19 protein-coding genes, 2 rRNA genes and 1 other annotated feature are annotated in these 21,317 nt (G+C 46.5%); all 21 genes read left to right on the forward strand.

Going from position 1 to position 21,317, the window contains the following annotated elements; translation table 11 throughout:
- Positions 1-50: 50 nt before the first annotated feature.
- The 21 genes from M662_RS00750 to nusG all read left to right on the forward strand — a co-directional run bounded on the left by M662_RS00750 (position 51) and on the right by nusG (position 21,279).
- A 23S ribosomal RNA gene (locus M662_RS00750) occupies positions 51-2,969 on the forward strand.
- Between the two features lie 87 nt (positions 2,970-3,056).
- Positions 3,057-3,170, forward strand: a 5S ribosomal RNA gene (gene rrf, locus M662_RS00755).
- Positions 3,171-3,255: 85 nt separating this feature from the next.
- Positions 3,256-3,948, forward strand: coding sequence for an MgtC/SapB family protein (locus tag M662_RS00760; protein ID WP_026577051.1), 693 nt, complete (start codon positions 3,256-3,258; stop codon positions 3,946-3,948).
- Positions 3,949-4,112: 164 nt separating this feature from the next.
- Complete coding sequence (locus M662_RS00765) at positions 4,113-4,571, forward strand: CtsR family transcriptional regulator (protein WP_026577050.1); 459 nt, start codon at positions 4,113-4,115, stop codon at positions 4,569-4,571.
- A gap of 21 nt (positions 4,572-4,592) precedes the next feature.
- Complete coding sequence (locus M662_RS00770; RefSeq protein ID WP_008635844.1) at positions 4,593-5,141, forward strand: protein-arginine kinase activator protein McsA; 549 nt, start codon at positions 4,593-4,595, stop codon at positions 5,139-5,141.
- Positions 5,142-6,212, forward strand: a complete 1,071-nt coding sequence (locus M662_RS00775; protein WP_008635845.1) for a protein-arginine kinase McsB — start codon at positions 5,142-5,144, stop codon at positions 6,210-6,212.
- 18 nt (positions 6,213-6,230) lie between these two features.
- Positions 6,231-8,690, forward strand: a complete 2,460-nt coding sequence (gene clpC / locus M662_RS00780) for an ATP-dependent protease ATP-binding subunit ClpC (protein WP_008635846.1) — start codon at positions 6,231-6,233, stop codon at positions 8,688-8,690.
- A 157-nt stretch (positions 8,691-8,847) separates the two neighbouring features.
- Positions 8,848-10,227 carry a DNA repair protein RadA gene (radA, locus tag M662_RS00785; protein WP_008635853.1) on the forward strand — a complete coding sequence of 460 codons (1,380 nt, stop codon included), beginning with the start codon at positions 8,848-8,850 and terminating at the stop codon, positions 10,225-10,227.
- Positions 10,228-11,301 carry a DNA integrity scanning diadenylate cyclase DisA gene (gene disA, locus M662_RS00790; protein WP_008635854.1) on the forward strand — a complete coding sequence of 358 codons (1,074 nt, stop codon included), beginning with the start codon at positions 10,228-10,230 and terminating at the stop codon, positions 11,299-11,301.
- Between the two features lie 154 nt (positions 11,302-11,455).
- Positions 11,456-12,559, forward strand: coding sequence for a PIN/TRAM domain-containing protein (locus M662_RS00795; protein ID WP_008635855.1), 1,104 nt, complete (start codon positions 11,456-11,458; stop codon positions 12,557-12,559).
- A gap of 159 nt (positions 12,560-12,718) precedes the next feature.
- Positions 12,719-13,861: a 2-C-methyl-D-erythritol 2,4-cyclodiphosphate synthase gene (gene ispF, locus M662_RS00800; RefSeq protein WP_235601451.1), complete on the forward strand. Its 1,143-nt coding sequence runs from the start codon at positions 12,719-12,721 to the stop codon at positions 13,859-13,861.
- A 58-nt stretch (positions 13,862-13,919) separates the two neighbouring features.
- Positions 13,920-15,389: a glutamate--tRNA ligase gene (gene gltX, locus M662_RS00805; RefSeq protein WP_008635857.1), complete on the forward strand. Its 1,470-nt coding sequence runs from the start codon at positions 13,920-13,922 to the stop codon at positions 15,387-15,389.
- 44 nt (positions 15,390-15,433) lie between these two features.
- Positions 15,434-15,648, forward strand: a binding site (T-box leader).
- Positions 15,649-15,713: 65 nt separating this feature from the next.
- Positions 15,714-16,376 carry a serine O-acetyltransferase gene (cysE, locus tag M662_RS00810; RefSeq protein WP_008635858.1) on the forward strand — a complete coding sequence of 221 codons (663 nt, stop codon included), beginning with the start codon at positions 15,714-15,716 and terminating at the stop codon, positions 16,374-16,376.
- Positions 16,366-17,766, forward strand: coding sequence for a cysteine--tRNA ligase (cysS, locus tag M662_RS00815; protein ID WP_008635859.1), 1,401 nt, complete (start codon positions 16,366-16,368; stop codon positions 17,764-17,766). The genes cysE and cysS overlap by 11 nt, the downstream gene beginning before the upstream one ends.
- 3 nt (positions 17,767-17,769) lie before the next feature.
- A complete protein-coding gene (locus M662_RS00820) occupies positions 17,770-18,177 on the forward strand; it encodes a Mini-ribonuclease 3 (protein ID WP_008635861.1) in 408 nt (135 codons plus the stop codon).
- Entirely contained in the window at positions 18,174-18,917 is a 744-nt protein-coding gene (gene rlmB, locus M662_RS00825; protein WP_008635872.1) for a 23S rRNA (guanosine(2251)-2'-O)-methyltransferase RlmB, read from the forward strand. Before M662_RS00820 ends, rlmB begins: the two co-directional genes overlap by 4 nt.
- Before the next feature lie 2 nt (positions 18,918-18,919).
- Positions 18,920-19,429 (forward strand): NYN domain-containing protein, encoded by a 510-nt coding sequence (locus M662_RS00830; protein ID WP_008635874.1) that lies wholly within the window; start codon positions 18,920-18,922, stop codon positions 19,427-19,429.
- Positions 19,430-19,512: 83 nt separating this feature from the next.
- Positions 19,513-20,169, forward strand: coding sequence for an RNA polymerase sporulation sigma factor SigH (sigH, locus tag M662_RS00835; protein ID WP_008635876.1), 657 nt, complete (start codon positions 19,513-19,515; stop codon positions 20,167-20,169).
- Between the two features lie 76 nt (positions 20,170-20,245).
- Positions 20,246-20,395 (forward strand): 50S ribosomal protein L33, encoded by a 150-nt coding sequence (gene rpmG / locus M662_RS00840; protein WP_008635878.1) that lies wholly within the window; start codon positions 20,246-20,248, stop codon positions 20,393-20,395.
- A gap of 41 nt (positions 20,396-20,436) precedes the next feature.
- On the forward strand, positions 20,437-20,613 hold the full coding sequence (gene secE, locus M662_RS00845; protein WP_008635880.1) for a preprotein translocase subunit SecE: 177 nt from the start codon (positions 20,437-20,439) through the stop codon (positions 20,611-20,613).
- A gap of 129 nt (positions 20,614-20,742) precedes the next feature.
- The gene (gene nusG, locus M662_RS00850) at positions 20,743-21,279 is read left to right on the forward strand and encodes a transcription termination/antitermination protein NusG (RefSeq protein WP_008635882.1); all 537 of its coding nucleotides are present in this window, start codon (positions 20,743-20,745) and stop codon (positions 21,277-21,279) included.
- Positions 21,280-21,317 lie beyond the last annotated feature (38 nt).

The following is a 21,317-nucleotide window of genomic DNA, read 5'->3' on the forward strand; positions in this document are numbered from 1 at the left end:
ACAAGACATCAAACATCGAAAGTTTTAAACAAACGTCTTTTCACGACGATAGTTAAGTGAATAAGGGCGCACGGTGGATGCCTTGGTACTAGGAGCCGATGAAGGACGGGACTAACACCGATATGCTCCGGCGAGCCGTAAGTAGGCTTTGACCCGGAGATTTCCGAATGGGGAAACCCACTGTTCGTAATGGAGCAGGATCTTATGCTGAATACATAGGTATAAGAAGGCAGACCCGGGGAACTGAAACATCTAAGTACCCGGAGGAAGAGAAAGCAAATGCGATTTCCCAAGTAGCGGCGAGCGAAACGGAATCAGCCCAAACCAAGAGGCTTGCCTCTTGGGGTTGTAGGACACTCCTTTGGAGTTACCAAGGAGGAAGGTAGATGAATCGATCTGGAACGATCAGCCAGAGCAGGTAACAGCCCTGTAGTCGAAACCTTTCTCCCTCCGGAGTGTATCCTGAGTACGGCGGAACACGTGAAATTCCGTCGGAATCCGGGAGGACCATCTCCCAAGGCTAAATACTCCCTAGTGACCGATAGTGAACCAGTACCGTGAGGGAAAGGTGAAAAGCACCCCGGAAGGGGAGTGAAAGAGATCCTGAAACCGTGTGCCTACAAGTAGTCAGAGCCCGTTAATGGGTGATGGCGTGCCTTTTGTAGAATGAACCGGCGAGTTACGACCGTATGCAAGGTTAAGCAGCAGAAGCGGAGCCGCAGCGAAAGCGAGTCTGAATAGGGCGAGTGAGTATGCGGTCGTAGACCCGAAACCGTGTGATCTACCCATGTCCAGGGTGAAGGTCAGGTAACACTGACTGGAGGCCCGAACCCACGCAAGTTGAAAATTGCGGGGATGAGGTGTGGGTAGGGGTGAAATGCCAATCGAACACGGAGATAGCTGGTTCTCTCCGAAATAGCTTTAGGGCTAGCCTCAGAATAGAAAGTCATGGAGGTAGAGCACTGATTGGACGAGGGGCCCCTATCGGGTTACCGAATTCAGTCAAACTCCGAATGCCATAGACTTTGTTCTGGGAGTCAGACTGTGGGTGATAAGGTTCATAGTCGAGAGGGAAACAGCCCAGACCGCCAGCTAAGGTCCCAAAGTGTGTGTTAAGTGGAAAAGGATGTGGAGTTGCTTAGACAACCAGGATGTTGGCTTAGAAGCAGCCATCATTTAAAGAGTGCGTAATAGCTCACTGGTCGAGTGACTCTGCGCCGAAAATGTACCGGGGCTAAACACACCACCGAAGCTGCGGATTGATCGTAGGATCAATGGTAGGAGAGCGTTCTAAGGGCCGTGAAGTCAGACCGTAAGGACTGGTGGAGCGCTTAGAAGTGAGAATGCCGGTATGAGTAGCGAAAAAAGAGTGAGAATCTCTTTCACCGAATGCCTAAGGTTTCCTGAGGAAGGCTCGTCCTCTCAGGGTTAGTCGGGACCTAAGCCGAGGCCGAAAGGCGTAGGCGATGGACAACAGGTTGATATTCCTGTACCACCTCCTTTCCGTTTGAACGACGGGGGGACGCAGGAGGATAAGGAGAGCGTGCCATTGGATGTGCACGTCCAAGCAGTGAGACGGTCGGATAGGCAAATCCGTCCGGCATAACGTCAAGCTGTGATGGGGAGGGAACTATAGTACCGAAGCTCCTGAGTTCACACTGCCAAGAAAATCCTCTAGTGAGGAAAGAGGTGCCCGTACCGCAAACCGACACAGGTAGGCGAGGAGAGGATCCTAAGGTGAGCGGGAGAACTCTCGTTAAGGAACTCGGCAAAATGACCCCGTAACTTCGGGAGAAGGGGTGCTCCTCTGCCGAGGAGCCGCAGTGAAAAGGCCCAAGCGACTGTTTACCAAAAACACAGGTCTCTGCGAAGCCGTAAGGCGAAGTATAGGGGCTGACACCTGCCCGGTGCTGGAAGGTTAAGGGGATGCGTTAGCGTAAGCGAAGCGTTGAACCGAAGCCCCAGTAAACGGCGGCCGTAACTATAACGGTCCTAAGGTAGCGAAATTCCTTGTCGGGTAAGTTCCGACCCGCACGAAAGGTGCAACGACTTGGGCACTGTCTCAACGAGAGACCCGGTGAAATTATACTATGTGTGAAGATGCACATTACCCGCGACAGGACGGAAAGACCCCGTGGAGCTTTACTGTAGCCTGATATTGAATGTTGGTACAGCTTGTACAGGATAGGTAGGAGCCTTAGAAGCCGGAGCGCTAGCTTCGGTGGAGGCGCTGGTGGGATACTACCCTGGCTGTACGGACATTCTAACCCAGGACCGTGATCCGGTCCGGAGACAGTGTCAGGTGGGCAGTTTGACTGGGGCGGTCGCCTCCCAAAGAGTAACGGAGGCGCCCAAAGGTTCCCTCAGAATGGTTGGAAATCATTCGCAGAGTGTAAAGGCACAAGGGAGCTTGACTGCGAGACCTACAAGTCGAGCAGGGACGAAAGTCGGGCTTAGTGATCCGGCGGTACCGCATGGAAGGGCCGTCGCTCAACGGATAAAAGCTACCCCGGGGATAACAGGCTTATCTCCCCCAAGAGTCCACATCGACGGGGAGGTTTGGCACCTCGATGTCGGCTCATCGCATCCTGGGGCTGTAGTCGGTCCCAAGGGTTGGGCTGTTCGCCCATTAAAGCGGTACGCGAGCTGGGTTCAGAACGTCGTGAGACAGTTCGGTCCCTATCCGTCGTGGGCGTTGGAAATTTGAAAGGAGCTGTCCTTAGTACGAGAGGACCGGGATGGACACACCGCTGGTGTACCAGTTGTTCCGCCAGGAGCATAGCTGGGTAGCTACGTGTGGTCGGGATAAGTGCTGAAAGCATCTAAGCATGAAGCCCCCCTTGAGATGAGATTTCCCTTTGCCTTCGAGCAAATAAGATCCCTCAGAGACGATGAGGTTGATAGGTCCGAGGTGGAAGCGTGGTGACACGTGGAGCTGACGGATACTAATGGATCGATGACTTATCTATCTGATCAAATGATCGCGTGAAAAACGTTTCTTTCGATAAAGATGTTTCCTTATCCAGTTTTGAGGGTTTACCTCAATAGAATATTGATGTGGTGGTGAAGGCGAAGAGGTCACACCTGTTCCCATGCCGAACACAGCAGTTAAGCTCTTCAGCGCCGATGGTAGTCGGGTAGATCCCCGTGAGAGTAGGACGCTGCCACGTCATTTTAGAAACCAGAAGTTATTACTTCTGGTTTTTTTCTATATTCAGAACCGGTTTCATATGAATATAGAAAGGGGGAACTGCGGTGCACTGGTCTTATTTCTTTCATGATGATATTGTTTTAATTATTTTCCGCCTGTGCTTTGCTTTAGTGTTATCAGGATTAATCGGTTTTGAAAGGGAGATTAAGAATCAATCGGCGGGCTTTAGGACACATATTTTGGTCGGGGTTGGTGCTTGTTTAATGATGCTGCTTTCTCTCTATGGGTTTACGGAATTTATGAGCCTTCACGAGCAGGTGAGGTTTGACCCGGCGAGGATACCTTCTTACGTTATCAGTGGAATTGGTTTTTTAGGTGCCGGGACCATTATGGTAAACGGCTTGACGATTAAAGGTCTTACAACAGCAGCGTCGATCTGGACGGTAGCAGCAATTGGATTAGTAGTCGGTGCTGGGTTATACGATGTTGCTACGTTTACCACTTTAGTCGTGCTGACAAGCTTGGCCTTTCTGAATAGAATGGAAAAACATAAAGTTAGAGGCAAGCGGAAAAACAGCTATAGCATTACCGTTCGTGGAAGTGCAAGGGTGCATCGGGTTCTGTCGGTATTTGAGGAATTTCAATTGACCATTCAAAAAGTGGAGGTCCTGTCTCTACCTGAGAGCCAAAAGAAATTGTTGGTTGAGGTAAGTCCGTCTCAGTCCTATGATCGTACACTTGTGATAAGTCGAATCAGTGAGCAGGAAGGAGTTATGAAAATGACACATTATATTTAAGGCTGTGCAGGAAAAAACTGCACGGCTTTTTGTTTTATTTGCTAACGAAAAGGGGAAACATAGTTGATGTATTTATCATAAACAATATAGTTGCGTACCAGTAAAATATGAGTATAATGAAATTAAAGTCAAAGATAGTCAAAGTCAAAAGAGGGGGAGGGAAAATGCGAAATATATCAGACATCATAGAGGAATATTTAAAGAAAACCCTCGATGAGTCCCAAACCATTGAAATTAAAAGAAGCGAAATTGCTGAGCGTTTCCAGTGTGTACCTTCGCAGATTAATTACGTGATTAAGACAAGGTTCACTGTGGAAAAGGGGTATATAGTGGAAAGTAAACGCGGAGGCGGCGGGTACATCCGGATCAGTCGGGTTCCTTATCGGAAATACGCTGATATGATCGAGGAATTGATGGATTTAATCCAACCCCGTATCTCCCAGACCCAAGCGGTGGACGTTCTGGAGCGACTTATCGATTATGAGGTCATTACAGAACGGGAAGGGAAGATCATGGAAAGCATCATTGACCGTGATGTGCTCAAATTTTCTCTCCCTCTACGCGATGAGATAAGAGCAAGAATCATGACGGCGATGCTGTTCACCCTTAAATATAAATGCTGATTGCGGAAAGGGGAGATTCAGATGGAATGCCAGGAATGTCATCAAAGACAGGCAACCGTTCATTTGACGCAGGTAGTAAATGGGCAAAAGTCGGAGATACATGTGTGTGAAGTATGTGCGAAAGAATATGGATATGTTAATTATGGAGAAGAAAACTTTACTCTGAATGATCTTCTATCCGGACTCTTTCATTCGGATAGTCCTTCTCCATACAGCGATCAGAACAAAGCTGCACCTCAGCAGAAATCTCCATTAAAATGTTCCAACTGTGGTTTGACATATGAAGAGTTTGCAAGGATTGGCAAGTTTGGTTGCGGAAAGTGCTATACCACTTTCGGCGAACGACTGGATCCAATTTTAAGGCGGGTGCACAGTGGAAATACAAGGCATGATGGGAAGATTCCTAAAAGAGAAAGCGGCAATCTCCATTTAAAGAAAGAGATAGAAGAATACAAAGCTAATCTTCGACAATTAATTGAGCAGGAAGAATTTGAAGAGGCAGCGAAAGTTAGAGATAGGATCAGATCTTTGGAAGGGCGTCTTCATAGTGGAGAGGCAGGTGATGAGTAGATGTCGTTACAGAATTTTGTAAATGAGGCTATCAGTCCCTGGATGAAACAGGAGGGGCCGGACAGCGATATTGTGATGAGCAGCCGCATACGTCTTGCCCGGAACTTCTCCCAATATCCATTTCCGATTATTGGATCTGAAGAATCCTTAGAAGAAGTATTGGAATTCTTTCAGAAAGAGTTTCAAGAAGAGTCCTTTAGAGATTATGAAGATTTTGAAATGGTCCGGATGACGGATCTTCAGCCGGTTGAAAAAAGAGTGTTGGTTGAAAAACACTTGATCAGCCCGCATCTCGCTGAAAAATCGGACACCTCGGCTGCGTTGATTTCGCAGAACGAGCAGGTGTCGATTATGGTTAATGAAGAGGATCATATCCGCCTTCAACTTTATTTCCCTGGTTTCCAGCTGGATAAGGCGTTGGAACAGGCATCACAACTCGACGATTGGCTGGAAGAGAAAATTGATTATGCATTTGATGAGAAACGCGGGTATTTGACCGCTTGTCCGACGAATGTCGGCACCGGAATGCGGGCATCAGTTATGATGCACCTGCCGGCATTATCCATGACTCAGCAGATCAATCGTATGATTCCCGCGATCAACCAGCTTGGCTTAGTTGTCCGTGGCATCTATGGGGAAGGAAGCGAAGCACTGGGGAATATTTTTCAAATATCGAACCAGATCACGCTTGGTAAGTCGGAAGGTGACATTGTAGAAGACCTCCACAGTGTGGTAAAGCAGTTGATCGATCAAGAGCGAAGAGCGAGGGAAGTGCTTCTGAGCCGGTCAGGAATTCAACTGGAGGACCGCATTTTTCGATCCTATGGTGTTCTAACCAACAGTCGAATCATAGAGTCTAAAGAGGCAGCAAAATGTTTATCCGATTTACGGTTAGGTATCGATTTGGACTTTATCGACCACATACCACGGACGATCTTGAATGAATTGATGATTTTAACGCAGCCGGGCTTTTTGCAACAGTACGCCAAAGCCAGCTTATCTCCCGATGAACGGGATGTAAGAAGGGCGTCTCTAATCAGGGAAAGACTTCAATTAGAAAACGAAGAATAATGTTAGGAGGGAATGTCCATGATGTTTGGGCGATTTACAGAAAGAGCACAAAAAGTTTTGGCACTGGCACAAGAGGAAGCAGTACGCTTAGGTCATAATAATATCGGGACGGAACACATCCTGCTTGGTTTAGTGAGTGAAGGGGAGGGAATTGCTGCGAAAGCTCTGACAGCTCTCGGCCTTGAATCCTCCAAAATCCAACAGGAAGTGGAGAAACTGATCGGTAAAGGGGAAAAGGTATCCCAAACGATCCACTATACTCCAAGAGCTAAGAAGGTCATAGAATTGTCTATGGATGAAGCTCGTAAGCTGGGACATTCATATGTAGGGACAGAGCACATTCTCCTTGGTTTAATCCGAGAAGGAGAAGGGGTAGCGGCCCGCGTTCTTAACAACCTTGGTGTAAGCCTTAATAAAGCCCGTCAGCAAGTATTGCAGCTGCTTGGGAACAATGAGTCTACAGGCGGTCAAAATCGTCGTGGAGGCGCTTCTGGAGGACAGGCGACGAATGCGAATACACCAACCCTTGACTCCCTGGCCCGTGATTTGACGGCCATAGCTAAAGAAGGAAATATTGATCCTGTAATCGGCCGAAGCAAAGAGATTGAAAGGGTCATTCAAGTCTTGAGCCGCCGTACAAAGAACAACCCGGTGCTTGTAGGTGAACCTGGTGTTGGTAAGACGGCCATCGCAGAGGGCTTGGCTCAGCAGATTATGAACAACGAAGTACCTGAAATTCTGCGTGATAAGCGAGTCATGACGTTGGATATGGGTACAGTCGTCGCGGGAACGAAATACCGCGGGGAGTTTGAAGATCGCTTGAAAAAAGTGATGGAAGAAATCCGCCAGGCGGGTAACATCATTCTATTCATCGATGAACTCCATACATTGATCGGTGCCGGAGGAGCAGAAGGAGCCATTGATGCATCCAATATTCTGAAGCCTTCTCTTGCCCGGGGTGAACTGCAGTGTATCGGTGCGACAACCCTTGATGAGTACCGTAAATATATTGAAAAAGATGCAGCACTTGAGCGTAGATTCCAACCGATTAAGGTGGATGAACCGACGCTTGATGAGTCCATTCAAATTTTGAAAGGTCTGCGTGACCGTTATGAAGCTCACCACCGTGTGACCATTACGGATGATTCTATTGAATCAGCTGTCCGTTTCTCCGACCGGTATATCACGGACCGCTTCCTTCCGGATAAAGCGATTGATTTAATCGATGAGGCAGCTTCCAAGGTGCGCCTGCGCTCCTATACAGCGCCGCCAAATCTTAAAGAGCTGGAACAGAAGCTTGAGGAAGTCCGGAAAGAGAAAGATGCGGCTGTCCAAAGTCAGGAGTTTGAAAAAGCAGCATCCCTTCGTGATAGCGAACAGCGTTTGAGAGATGAGCTGGAGGAGACGAAGGATGAGTGGAAAGAAAAACAAGGCCAGGAGGATTCAGAGGTAACGGTAGAAGATATTGCTTCTGTCGTATCCACTTGGACCGGTGTTCCAGTTTCCAAAATGACGAAGGATGAAAGTGAGCGTCTTCTTAACCTGGAAGAAACGCTTCATAACCGAGTAATCGGTCAGGAAGAAGCGGTCAAAGCTATTTCCAAAGCGATCCGTCGTGCCCGAGCAGGGTTGAAGGATCCGAAACGCCCGATTGGTTCCTTCATATTCCTTGGACCTACCGGTGTAGGTAAAACAGAGCTTGCTCGCGCGCTGGCAGAGAGCATGTTCGGTGAAGAGGATGCCATGATTCGAATCGATATGTCGGAGTACATGGAGAAACACAGCACGTCCCGTCTTGTAGGTTCTCCTCCGGGATATGTAGGATACGATGAAGGCGGTCAGTTGACGGAGAAGGTAAGGAACAAACCATATTCTGTTGTACTTCTTGATGAAATTGAGAAGGCGCACCCGGAAGTCTTCAATATCCTGCTGCAAGTATTGGAGGACGGCCGTCTGACAGACTCTAAAGGACGTCTTGTTGATTTCCGAAATACCGTGTTGATCATGACATCCAACGTGGGTGCTTCCGAATTAAAACAAAACAAATACGTCGGCTTCTCTATGGGTGAAGCGGATCAGGATTATAAAGACATGAAGTCCAAAGTGACAGATGCTTTGAAGAAAGCGTTCCGTCCTGAATTCCTAAACCGTATTGACGAAACAATTGTTTTCCACTCCCTTGAGAAGAAGCACATGAAGGATATTGTCGTTCTTATGGCAGAAGAATTGCGTAAACGTCTGCAGGAGCAGGAGATCGACTTCACACTCTCGGATGCAGCTATCCAGCACATCGCAGATTCCGGATTCGACCCCGAATATGGGGCACGTCCATTGCGCCGTGCTATACAGAAGAATGTCGAAGATCTTCTATCAGAGGAATTGCTTAAAGAGAATATCGCTAAAGGTCAAAAAGTTAAAATTGATCTGGATGAAAACAAGAATTATGTGGTGCATACACAACAAGAATCCACAAATTAACAAGATTTCATCCGGTAAAAGAATCGGAAGGTGTTTGCCTTCCGATTTTTTTCTTATTTAGGTATGATTTCAGTAAGCGATATTTAATATAAATGATATGGATGTGAAACTTATTCACATGTTTTTTCGTATAAAATGAAGGATAGGAGAGATCATCTTGGCAAAAAGAAAAACAAAGTTCGTTTGCCAGGAATGTGGTTATGAAACACCGAAATGGATGGGGAAATGTCCGGGGTGTAATCAGTGGAATACGTTGGTGGAAGAGACGTCTGCTCCGGCAGGAAACTCTCGGCACGTATTTCAGACAAGTTCCACTTCCGCAATGACGAAGCCAGAAAGAATCACACAGATAAAATCACAGAAGGAACCACGCCTCCCGACAAGCATGCCGGAGTTCAACAGAGTGCTCGGCGGCGGGATCGTGGCCGGATCATTAGTTTTAATCGGCGGGGATCCGGGTATCGGGAAGTCAACCTTACTGCTTCAAGTATCTGCTCAGATTGCAAAGAAAGATTTTCCGGTTTTATATATATCAGGAGAAGAATCCTCCAGGCAGACTAAACTCAGGGCCGAACGCCTTGGGGTCATGTCGGATGAACTGTATGTCCTGCCCGAGACGAACCTGCAAGATGTACTGAATCAAATAGATCAGATTGAACCTAAATTTGTAGTGATCGATTCCATTCAGACGATTTTCAAGGAAGATATAACCTCTGCCCCTGGTAGTGTGGCGCAGGTGAGAGAATGTACCAGTCACTTGATGCGAATTGCGAAAACGAAAGGTATTCCGATTTTCATTGTTGGACATGTTACTAAAGAAGGGTCCATTGCCGGCCCTCGTTTACTGGAACATATGGTGGATGCAGTTCTTTATTTTGAGGGAGAGCGGCACCACACTTTCCGTATTCTCCGCAGTGTTAAAAACCGCTTCGGAAGTACACATGAAATGGGTATCTTCGAGATGAAGGAGAAAGGGCTGGAAGAAGTACTTAATCCGTCGGAGATTTTCCTTGAAGAACGTTCTCAGGGAGCGGCAGGCTCTATTGTTGTAGCTTCAATGGAGGGGACAAGGCCGGTGCTGGTAGAGATTCAGGCGCTCATATCCCCGACAGCCTACGGAAACCCCAGAAGGATGGCAACCGGTCTTGACACGAACAGAGTCCCTCTGCTCATGGCTGTGCTCGAGAAACGAGCAGGACTGTTGCTGCAGAATCAGGATGCGTACGTAAAGGTGGCGGGTGGTGTGAAGCTGGATGAGCCTGCAATCGACTTAGCTGTTGCGTTAAGTATCGCATCGAGCTTTCGCAACAAAGTCTCAAACGGTGACGATGTCGTTGTTGGAGAAGTCGGATTGACAGGAGAAATACGGCGGGTTTCCCGTATTGAACAGCGCGTACAGGAAGCGGCTAAACTCGGTTTCAAACGGGCCATCATACCTAAGAAAAATATGGACGGATGGACTCCACCTTCACAAATTGAAGTCATCGGGGTAAGTACAGTACAGGAAGCAATGAAGGTTACATTGGGGGAATCCTAAATGGAATGGCATGAGATGAAAGAAAACGGTATAGGAGAAATTCTCAAGCTTGTGGCACCGGGGACACCGCTCCGGGACGGAATAGACAACGTCCTTCGCGCAAATACCGGAGGGCTTATCGTTTTAGGGTATGGAGAGAGAATAAGGGATCTTGTAGATGGTGGATTCCATATTCAATCCGACTTTACACCGGCTCACCTCTATGAACTCGCCAAAATGGATGGTGCGCTCATTCTGAATGATGAGGGTACAAAAATATTGTACGCGAACGCTCAGTTGATGCCTGACCCTGATATTGTATCGACTGAAACGGGAATGCGCCACCGCACTGCGGAGCGGGTGGCAAAGCAGACAGGAGCGCTCGTTATCGCCATTTCCCAGCGGCGTAATGTTATCACCCTGTATAAAGGGTCCCACCGCTATTCCTTAAAAGAAATCGGCGTCATTTTAACAAAGGCGAACCAGGCAATCCAAACGCTTGAGAAGTATAAGAATGTCCTTGACCAGAGCACGACAAACCTGGGTGCGTTGGAGTTTGAGAATATGGTCTCCTTTTCTGAGGTCGTTCAAGTCGTATCAAGAGTGGAGATGGTCCTGCGTACAAAGACGGAGATTTTGAATTATGTGAATGAATTAGGAACAGAGGGCCGTTTAATCCAACTGCAGCTGACCGAATTAGTTTCCAATATTGAGGAAGAGGCAGCGCTGCTGCTCAGGGATTACAGCAAGCGTCCGGATTACGAACCTTATTATATTTTGAAGAAGATGCAGGAAACGACGAACACAGAGTTATTGTCGGATGAACAAGTGCTTAAGCTGCTTGGCTATTCGACAAACACGAAAATGTCTGATGCCATTCATCCACGTGGTTACCGGATTCTTCATCGAATTCCACGCCTCCCATCCCTTATCATCGATCATCTTGTCGAGAAGTTCGGTATTTTAGAAGATCTCATACAGGCTTCACCTAAACAACTGGTGGAAGTGGATGGCGTAGGAGAAGTAAGAGCTATGAAGATCCGGGATGGTCTGGACCGCATACAGGAACAATTGTTCGTAGACCGACATATTTAAGAAAATTGACTTATTTATCTAATTTATGGTATGATTATACATTTGCAAATTGACTTATATTGGAAGTTGTGCTAAGTTAAGTACCATCATTCCTTGATAAAAGGGTTAATGGTTGTAAGGTTTGGTCATACTGTGATTGAGGGGGTGAAGGAAAGTGCTTAAGCGTATCGTGCAGTTATTTATAGTTATAACTGGTGGAACAATCGGTTACCTCTATCTTCCGGATTTGTTTAAATTGACAGGTCTTACTTGGCCTACTCTGATTCAGTCTGTTTTAGGGGCCGTACTAGGAGCACTTATTTTATTTTTAATTACTTTTTGGGTCGTGGATTATATTGTCGACTTTATCAGATGGGTGGAAGATTCACTCGTACGGGCGCCTGTGGCTGATCTGCTTTTTGGCAGCCTGGGTCTGATCATCGGGCTGATTGTTGCTTATCTGATTAATGTATTTGTACAGGATATCCAGATTCAAGTAGTAAGTCAGGTCGTTCCTATCTTCCTGACGATCCTTCTTGGTTATTTAGGTTTCCAGGTAGGATTCAAGCGTAAAGACGAGTTTTTGAATTTGTTGTCGAAGAAAGACAAGCAGGGCGCTACGGATTCGTCGGACGAAGCAAACAAGGCGGAAGTGGATGCCTCGTTAATACCGAAAGATAAAATTCTCGATACCAGTGTCATTATTGACGGCCGGATCGCAGACATTTGCGAAACTCATTTTTTGGAAGGTACGATTGTTATTCCTCAATTCGTTCTGGAAGAATTGCAGCATATAGCTGATTCTTCGGATGGATTAAAGAGAAACAGAGGTCGCAGAGGTCTTGATATCCTGAATCGACTTCAGAAGGATCTACCTGTAAATGTTGAGATTTATGAAGGAGATTTCGAAGAGATTCAAGAGGTGGACAGCAAGCTTGTTAAGCTGGCAAAAGTCATGAATGGAATCGTCGTTACGAATGATTTCAACTTGAACAAAGTGTGTGAGTTTCAAAATGTTCAAGTGTTGAATATTAATGATTTAGCTAACGCTGTTAAACCTGTCGTTCTTCCTGGAGAAGAGATGTCCATTCAAGTGATTAAAGACGGAAAAGAACAGAATCAAGGTGTCGCCTACTTAGATGATGGCACTATGATTGTTGTAGAAGAAGGAAAAGAGTATATCGGGAAAACTATTGAAGTCGTTGTCACAAGTGTGCTGCAGACTTCTGCCGGACGAATGATTTTTGCGAAGCCGAAATCACTTGAAAAAGCACTTTAAAAACGGTATAAACAAATAAGTAAGACAAAAGTGATAACCAGTGTGTTATCGCTTTTGTTGTTTTATAAGGAAGTAAGTGATCCGAGTTTAATTTAATGTAGGGTGGATGTTATGACGAACTATACAGCTATTATACTTGCCGCCGGTCAAGGGAAGCGGATGCTTGCCGGACGAAACAAACAGTTCCTCACGATAGGCTCCAAACCGCTGATCCGTCACACTATTTCTGTTTTTGAGCAGGATGCATGGTGTGAAGAGATTATTTTGGTGACAAATGAACGTGAGCGCTCAGAAATGGAGAAGATGTTTGCAGAGCACCCTGTGGAAAAAGAAATGACCATGGTTAATGGGGGAGCGGAAAGGCAGGACAGTGTGTACGAAGGTCTGAAAGCCGTCCGCAATCCATCTATTCCTGTTTTCATTCATGATGGGGCGCGTCCATTTGTTTCTGAAACGAATCTGCATGAACTGGCAGAGACGGTACGTGTAGAGCAGGCGGCTTTGTTGGCTGTTCCTGTGACAGATACTATTAAGCAAAAGCGTGATAACGGTTTGACTACACTTGATCGAAAATACTTGTGGGCGGCACAGACGCCTCAGGCATTTTCCTATGAGTGGATTAAAGACGCGCATGACCAAGCAAAGGAACGTGGATACTACGGAACAGACGATGCTTCTTTGGTAGAGGAGACAGGGCGGGATGTTGTAATTGTCCAGGGAAGTTACGATAATTTCAAGCTGACGACACCGGAAGACTTACATAAAGCGGAGTCTTACATCCAAAAACAATTACAAAGAAAGGCAGATGAACCTGCTATGTTTCGAATCGGTCAAGGGTACGATGTTCACCAACTGACGGAAGGCCGTCCTTGTATAATCGGAGGGATCGACATTCCCCATGAGAAAGGTCTGCTCGGGCATTCCGACGCAGATGTTCTTCTTCATACGATTGCAGATGCTTGCTTAGGTGCGATTGGAGAAGGAGATATCGGCAAGCATTTTCCCGATACGGATCCTGAATTTAAGGATGCTGATTCCGGTAAATTGTTGCAGCATGTCTGGAATATTTGCAGAGATCGGGGCTACGAGCTCGGTAATATGGACTGCACGGTCATTGCGCAATCTCCTAAAATGGCTCCATATATCGAGGAGATCCGAAGTAATATTGCGTCTCTTCTCGAAACGGATAAGGTTAAGATTAATGTGAAAGCGACAACGACAGAGAAGCTTGGTTTTACAGGACGGGAAGAAGGAATTGCCGCCCAAGCTGTTGTTTTATTGCAAGAAATTCGGCAAGATTAGTCGAAAAATGATAAAATAAGTCAAGGAAATAGAGCGGAAGTAAGAAAGGAGAACAATTATGTCAAATGAAGTACGTGTGCGTTATGCGCCGAGCCCTACAGGTTTTCTTCACATCGGTAATGCGAGGACAGCCTTGTTTAATTATTTATACGCAAGAAATGCGGGTGGTAAAGTTGTCATCCGTATTGAAGATACAGACGAGAAGCGAAACGTAGAAGGTGGAGAAGAAAGTCAGCTTAACTATTTAAAATGGTTGGGCTTGGATTGGGATGAGAGCCCGGATAAGGGCGGAGAGTATGGTCCTTACCGTCAAATGGAGCGTCTGGATATTTACCAGAAGTATATTGATGAGCTTCTGGAGCGCGACCTTGCTTATAAGTGCTATATGACTGCGGAAGAGCTTGAGCAGGAACGAGAAGCGCAGATGGCGCGTGGAGAAGCCCCGAAATATTCTGGAGCACACCGTAATTTAACGGCTGAGCAAATAGCAGAATTTGAAGCCGAAGGACGCGAACCAAGTATTCGTATCCGCGTACCTGAAAACCATTCCTACACGTTCAACGATATCGTACGCGGCGACATTACGTTCGATTCCAGTGATTTCGGTGATTGGGTTATCGTGAAGAAGAACGGTATCCCTACGTATAATTTCGCTGTAGCGATTGATGACTATCTAATGAAGATTACTCATGTACTGCGCGGGGAAGAGCACATCTCCAACACACCTAAGCAGATGATGGTATATGAAGCGTTTGGATGGGAGCCGCCGAAGTTCGGACACATGACGCTTATCCTTAACGAAGAGCGTAAGAAACTGAGTAAGCGGGATCAGCATATTCTCCAGTTCATCGAGCAGTATAAGAATCTTGGCTATCTGCCGGAAGCGCTGTTCAACTTCATCACGCTTCTTGGTTGGTCCCCTGTCGGTGAAGAAGAGATCTTCACACAAGAGCAGCTGATTGAAATCTTTGACGCGGAACGTCTGACTACGTCCCCGGCTGTTTTTGATCCAGCTAAGCTGAAGTGGATGAATAACCAGTATATTAAAGCTTCGGATCTGGATAAGGTCGTTGAACTTTCTCTTCCTCATTTGGTTGAAGCAGGACGTTTCCCGGAAACGATGACAGAAGAGCAGCAGGAATGGGCACGTGAGCTTATTTCCCTATACCACGAGCAGCTGAACTACGGTGCTGAAATTGTGGAATTGACGGATCTGTTCTTCAAGCAGGAAATTCAATATGACGAAGCTGCGATGGAAGTACTGGAAGGCGAACAAGTTCCGGAGGTATTGGAAACATTCAAGAAGAACCTTCAGCAATTGGACGAGTTCACTCCGGATAACATCAAAGCTCAAATCAAAGCCGTTCAGAAAGAGACCGGCCATAAAGGCAAGAAACTGTTTATGCCTGTTCGCGTGGCAACTACAGGTCAAACTCACGGCCCCGAGCTTCCTAACGCGATCCACCTGCTCGGTTTAGAGACTGTCACAGTACGTCTTGATGATGTACTAAATAAATTGCAGGCTTAATTTATTCACAAGCAGAAGATATTATCATATAGTAGAGTTACCTATACGAAACGTTGATGAGGAGAAGTAAAGGGCTGTCTGCTTACCCAGAGAGAATCACCTAGGCTGGAAGTGATTTTGGGCGGCACCCTGGAAATGCACCTCGGAGTCTCCGGTTGAAAAAAAGTAGGCCGGAGCGGTTCCCTTCCGTTATCGAGGATGAAGTGGGGGAAATTATTTTCCCCAAGCAGAGTGGAACCACGCGGGAAGCGTCTCTGTGCCCAAGGCACAGAGACGTTTTTTTTTATTCTCCGCCTCTGCGCAAGAAAAAGGAGGGAAGCAAGTATGGGGCTTTTTAAAATGTTCAAGGAAGATGTCGATGTAGTGTTCGATCAGGACCCTGCTGCTCGTTCGTATCTGGAAGTTATTCTTACGTATTCCGGTCTGCATGCTATTTGGGCACATCGGGTGGCCCATGCTTGTCATAAGAGGAAATTCTTTTTTCTCGCACGTCTGATCTCTCAGTTCAGCCGTTTTTTTACAGGGATTGAAATCCACCCGGGAGCAAAAATCGGCCGCCGGTTTTTTATAGACCATGGGATGGGAGTCGTCATCGGAGAGACATGTGAGATCGGGGATAACGTAACCATCTTCCAAGGGGTCACCCTAGGTGGTACAGGAAAAGAGAAGGGAAAGCGTCACCCGACTCTGCTTGATAATTCTCTTGTTGCCACAGGTGCAAAAGTGCTTGGTTCTATTACAATCGGGGAACACTCTAAAGTAGGAGCAGGATCCGTCGTTCTGCATGATGTACCAAATAACTCAACCGTCGTCGGTATTCCGGGACACGTCGTCGTACAGGATGGCAAGAAGGTACAGAAAAAAGACTTGGACCACCACAAAATGCCGGATCCTGTTTACGACCGGCTGAACCAGTTGGAAAAGCAGATCGAGGAACTACAGAAGGAATTGAAAGAAGCAAAAGGAGTGAAGCATCATGACTATTAAAATATATAATACCTTGACTCGGAATAAAGAAGTCTTTCAGCCGTTGGAAGAAGGAAAGGTGAAGATGTATGTGTGCGGCCCGACCGTATATAATTACATCCACATTGGGAATGCCCGTCCTGCCATCGTGTTCGATACCGTCCGCAGATATTTCGAATACCGCGGCTACGATGTCCATTATGTACTGAACTTCACAGATGTCGACGATAAATTGATCAAAGCTTCCAAAGAGATGGGCGAAGGTGTGACAGAGATTGCCAATCGTTTCGTCCAGGCTTATAAAGAAGATGTTGCAGCCCTTGGCGTCAAAGAAGCGGTCGATCACCCCCGCGTGACAGAAAACATGGAAGAAATCATCGGATTTGTCCAAGGGTTAGTGGAGAAAGGTTATGCCTATGAAGCAGGAGGAGATGTTTACTTCCGTACACGTGCCTTCGATAATTATGGGAAATTGTCTCAGCAATCAATCAATGAGCTGCAGTCCGGTGCCCGGATCGAGGTTGGTGATAAGAAAGAAGACCCGCTGGACTTCACGTTATGGAAACAGGCCAAGGACGGAGAAATTTCCTGGAAGAGCCCGTGGGGAGAAGGACGCCCGGGCTGGCACATCGAGTGCTCTGCTATGGCGAAGAAATACCTTGGAGACACGATAGATATCCATGCCGGGGGTCAGGATTTGACATTCCCTCACCACGAAAACGAAATCGCACAGTCGGAAGCTCACAACGGGGAAGATTTCGCTCGTTATTGGATGCACAATGGATATATCAACATTGATAATGAGAAGATGTCTAAATCTCTCGGTAACTTTATCCTTGCTCATGATCTTGTAAAGCAACACGATCCACAGGTTATCCGCTTCTTCATGTTGAGTGTCCAATACCGTCATCCAATTAACTTCAGCAATGAGCTTCTGAAGGGCGCCAAAAGCAGTTTTGAGCGGATAAAGAATGCGTATGAGAATCTAAAACACCGTAAAGATACCAGCGTGAGCCTTCAGGAAGATACACAGCCGTGGCTGGATAAAGTAAAAGGCTTTAAAGAGCAGTTTATTAAAGAAATGGACGATGACTTTAACACAGCCAATGCGATTTCTGTTTTGTTCGACATGACCAAGGCTGCGAATCTTTACCTGCAGGAGAAGCAGACACATGAAGATGTTTTGAATGTGTTCATCCAAACGTTTGAAGAACTGACAAGTGTTTTGGGACTGTCCCTTGAGGTTAAAGAAGAATTGCTGGATGAAGAGGTCGATGCTTTAATCGCAGAGCGTAAACAAGCCCGTAAAGACCGCAACTTTGAGCGTGCCGATCAGATCCGTGATGAACTGAAAGCCAGGAACATCATCTTGGAGGACACTTCCCAAGGTACACGCTGGAAGCGAGGGTGACACATGGAACGCACCGACGTGAAACAGATGAAGAGTCTCGCCCTCGCTTATATGGGCGATTCTGTTTATGAATTGTATGTCCGAGAGTACCTATTGGATAAAGGGGAAGTGCAGCCGCAGCACCTCCACAAGGCAGCTGTTCGTTTTGTCTCTGCTGTGTCCCAGGCTCAGTCCGTACGAGCCTGGCAGGAGGCAGAAATACTGACGGAAGAAGAAGAGGGTGTCCTTCGCAGGGGCAGGAATGCGAAATCCGGCTCTGTGCCTAAGAGTACCAATGTGCAAACCTATCGTTATTCGACCGCATTTGAAGCGGTGTTGGGATTTTTATATTTATCCGGTCAGAAACAAAGGCTGGAAGAGTTGGTGCACTATGCTATTAGAGAAGTGGAAGAAAGGAGTGGAGACGAATGAACGGAGAATGGATTATAGGCAAGAATGCTGTACAGGAGGCGATAAGATCCGGACGCTCGATCAACAAAGTCATGGTATCGGATCAGTTACAGTATCAGGCATTTAAAAAGGTAGAGCAGCTGGCTAAGGAACAGGGGGTCCTCATCCAGAAAGTTCCGAAGAAGAAACTGGATCAGCTTGTAGAAGGAACGCACCAAGGTGTTATTGCTTCTGTGGCTGCTTATGAATACAGTGATTTGGAAGATTTATTCGCTAAAGCGGAAGAAAAGGGAGAAGCGCCTTTTTTCATCATATGCGATGAAATTGAAGACCCGCACAACCTTGGTTCGATATTAAGGACGGCAGACGCGGCAGGAGCGCACGGAGTCATCATTCCGAAGCGGAGGTCCGTCGCTCTTACTGCTACAGTTGCAAAGACGTCTACAGGAGCGATCGAGTACATTCCTGTAGCGAGAGTGACCAACCTGGCTAGAACGATAGATGAATTGAAGGAGCGCTTTGTCTGGGTTGTCGGAACAGATGCGGAAGGTACAGAAGACTATCGACAGCTGGATGGCCGGATGCCGCTGGCGCTTGTGATTGGAAGTGAAGGCCGCGGAATGAGTCGATTGACGAAAGAAAAATGTGATTGGACTGTCAGTCTCCCTATGGCCGGACAGGTCACTTCCCTTAATGCCTCAGTAGCAGCCTCCCTTCTCATGTATGAAGTATTCAGGAAGCGTCACCCTGTCGGTGAGTGACAATGAATGTATTAATTGTAGACGGATATAACATGATCGGGGCCTGGCCGGAACTGGTGAAATTAAAGGAGAAAGATCTCGGGCAAGCACGGGATCTTCTCATAGAGATGATGGCAGAATACCAATCCTATACAGGGGATCGTATCATGATCGTCTTTGATGCCTACCATGTCCGGGGACTTGAGAAGAAGCAGCAGAACTACAAAGTGGAAGTCCTTTTCACTAAGGAGAATGAAACGGCAGACGAGCGGATCGAGAAGCTTGCCGGTGAATTGAATGACGTGCGGACACAGGTGTACGTGGCTACATCCGATTATGCAGAGCAGCGGACCATCTTCGGTCAGGGAGCTTTTCGGAAGTCTGCGAGAGAGCTTTACATCGAAGTAAAGAACATTGAGAACCAGATCGAAAAGGACGTAGAAACCCACAATCAGCTTCACTATCAATCTAAAATTCCGATAAACAAAGAGGTGCGGGAATTGTTTGAGAAGTGGCGCCGAGGAGATAAATAATTCTGACAACTTGTTGACGCTTTTCAAACGCTTACTGTATAATATTTCTATATATTGAGATAGCACGGTCGGAGGGATCCTGTGTGAGCATCTTACAAACGGAGAAAAGCACCAATGAGTTGGATCTTAGTAAGCTTGATGATGAAGCAGTCGTAGAACGAATTAATCAGGGACAGGTTCAGGCACTTGATTATTTGATTAACAAGTATAAGAATTTCGTACGCGCCAAAGCCCGCACTTATTTCTTAATCGGGGCTGACCGGGAAGATATTGTTCAAGAAGGAATGATCGGCCTTTATAAGGCTATTCGTGATTATCGAGAAGGAAAACTGTCGTCTTTCAAAGCATTCGCTGAACTGTGTGTCACCCGTCAAATCATTACTGCTATTAAAACCGCCACTAGACAGAAACACATCCCTTTAAACTCCTATGTTTCGCTGGACAAGCCTATCTACGATGAAGAGTCAGACCGTACGCTCCTTGACGTCATCGCAGGTTCAAAAGCAATCGATCCCCAGGAATTGATTGTCAATAAAGAGAAGTTTTCAGATATGGAAGAGAAGATGTCCGAACTTCTCAGCGATCTTGAAAAGCAGGTGCTGACCCTTTATTTGGACGGTCAGTCCTATCAAGAGATTTCCGAGGAATTGAGGCGTCATGTCAAATCGATCGATAACGCTCTGCAACGCGTGAAGCGGAAGCTCGAAAAGTATCTGGAAATCAATGAAATCACACTTTGAACCCACATTGACAGTCTATGGGAAGAGTGCTACATTAATTTAGTATTATACCTCGATGATTTGAGGTGACAGAGAAGTGCGTAAGAAAGTAATATTAGCCTGTACACAATGTTTAAGTCGAAATTACAGTTCATATACAAATCGTTCCAACCAATCCGAACGTCTGGAGGTCCGCAAGTTCTGCAAGAACTGCGGATCCCACACCCTGCACCGGGAGACGAAGTAGATCAGGAAGCCAGTCGGCACAAGTTTGGGGGGTATTACAGCATGTTTAAGTTCTTCAAGAACGTAGCGCGTGAGATGAAAAAGGTCAGCTGGCCGAAGGGGCAGGAACTGACCAGGTACACGATTACCGTACTATTCACCGTCGTCTTCGTAGCTTTGTTCTTTGCTATTGTAGATCTTGGGATCTCCCAAGTGCTTGAACTCATCGCTAAGGAATAGTAGAGTTAATTTTATGCTATAATAGAGATAGACTTACAAAAAACCCGTTCCGCGGGTTTTTTCATGTTGGAAAGAATTTCGATTAACTAAAGCATAAGGGAGGGAAGGGCAAGCACTTGTCCTGCGATAATGGAAAAAAGATGGTATGTTGTTCACACCTATTCAGGTTATGAGAACAAAGTAAAGACCAACCTCGAGAAGCGCGTAGAGTCTATGGGGATGGAAGATAAGATTTTTCGTGTTCTTGTCCCGGAGGACGAAGAGGCGGAAATTAAAAACGGCAAGAAGAAGATTGCCAAAAAGAAAGTTTTCCCAGGATACGTTTTAGCAGAGATGGTAATGACGGATGATTCCTGGTACGTTGTCCGTAACACTCCCGGCGTGACGGGGTTTGTCGGATCTACCGGCTCTGGTTCTAAACCGACCCCTCTCTTACCGGAAGAAGTGGATACGGTGCTTAAGCGTATGGGCATGAAGGAACAGCCGAAGGCAGACATTGATTTCGAAGTGAAAGAAAGTGTTACTGTTACCGACGGACCGTTCGCAAACTTCACTGGTACCATTGAGAATATTGACTTGGACAAACAGAAAGTCAAAGTCCATGTCAACATGTTCGGCCGCGAAACTCCGGTCGAATTGGACTTCACTCAGATCGAAAAATTATAAAAAAACAATCCTCCCCTTGCATATCCGGCACAAAGATG

Source organism: Bacillus sp. SB49, assembly GCF_000469135.2.
Taxonomy (GTDB): Bacteria; Bacillota; Bacilli; order Bacillales; family Halobacillaceae; genus Halobacillus.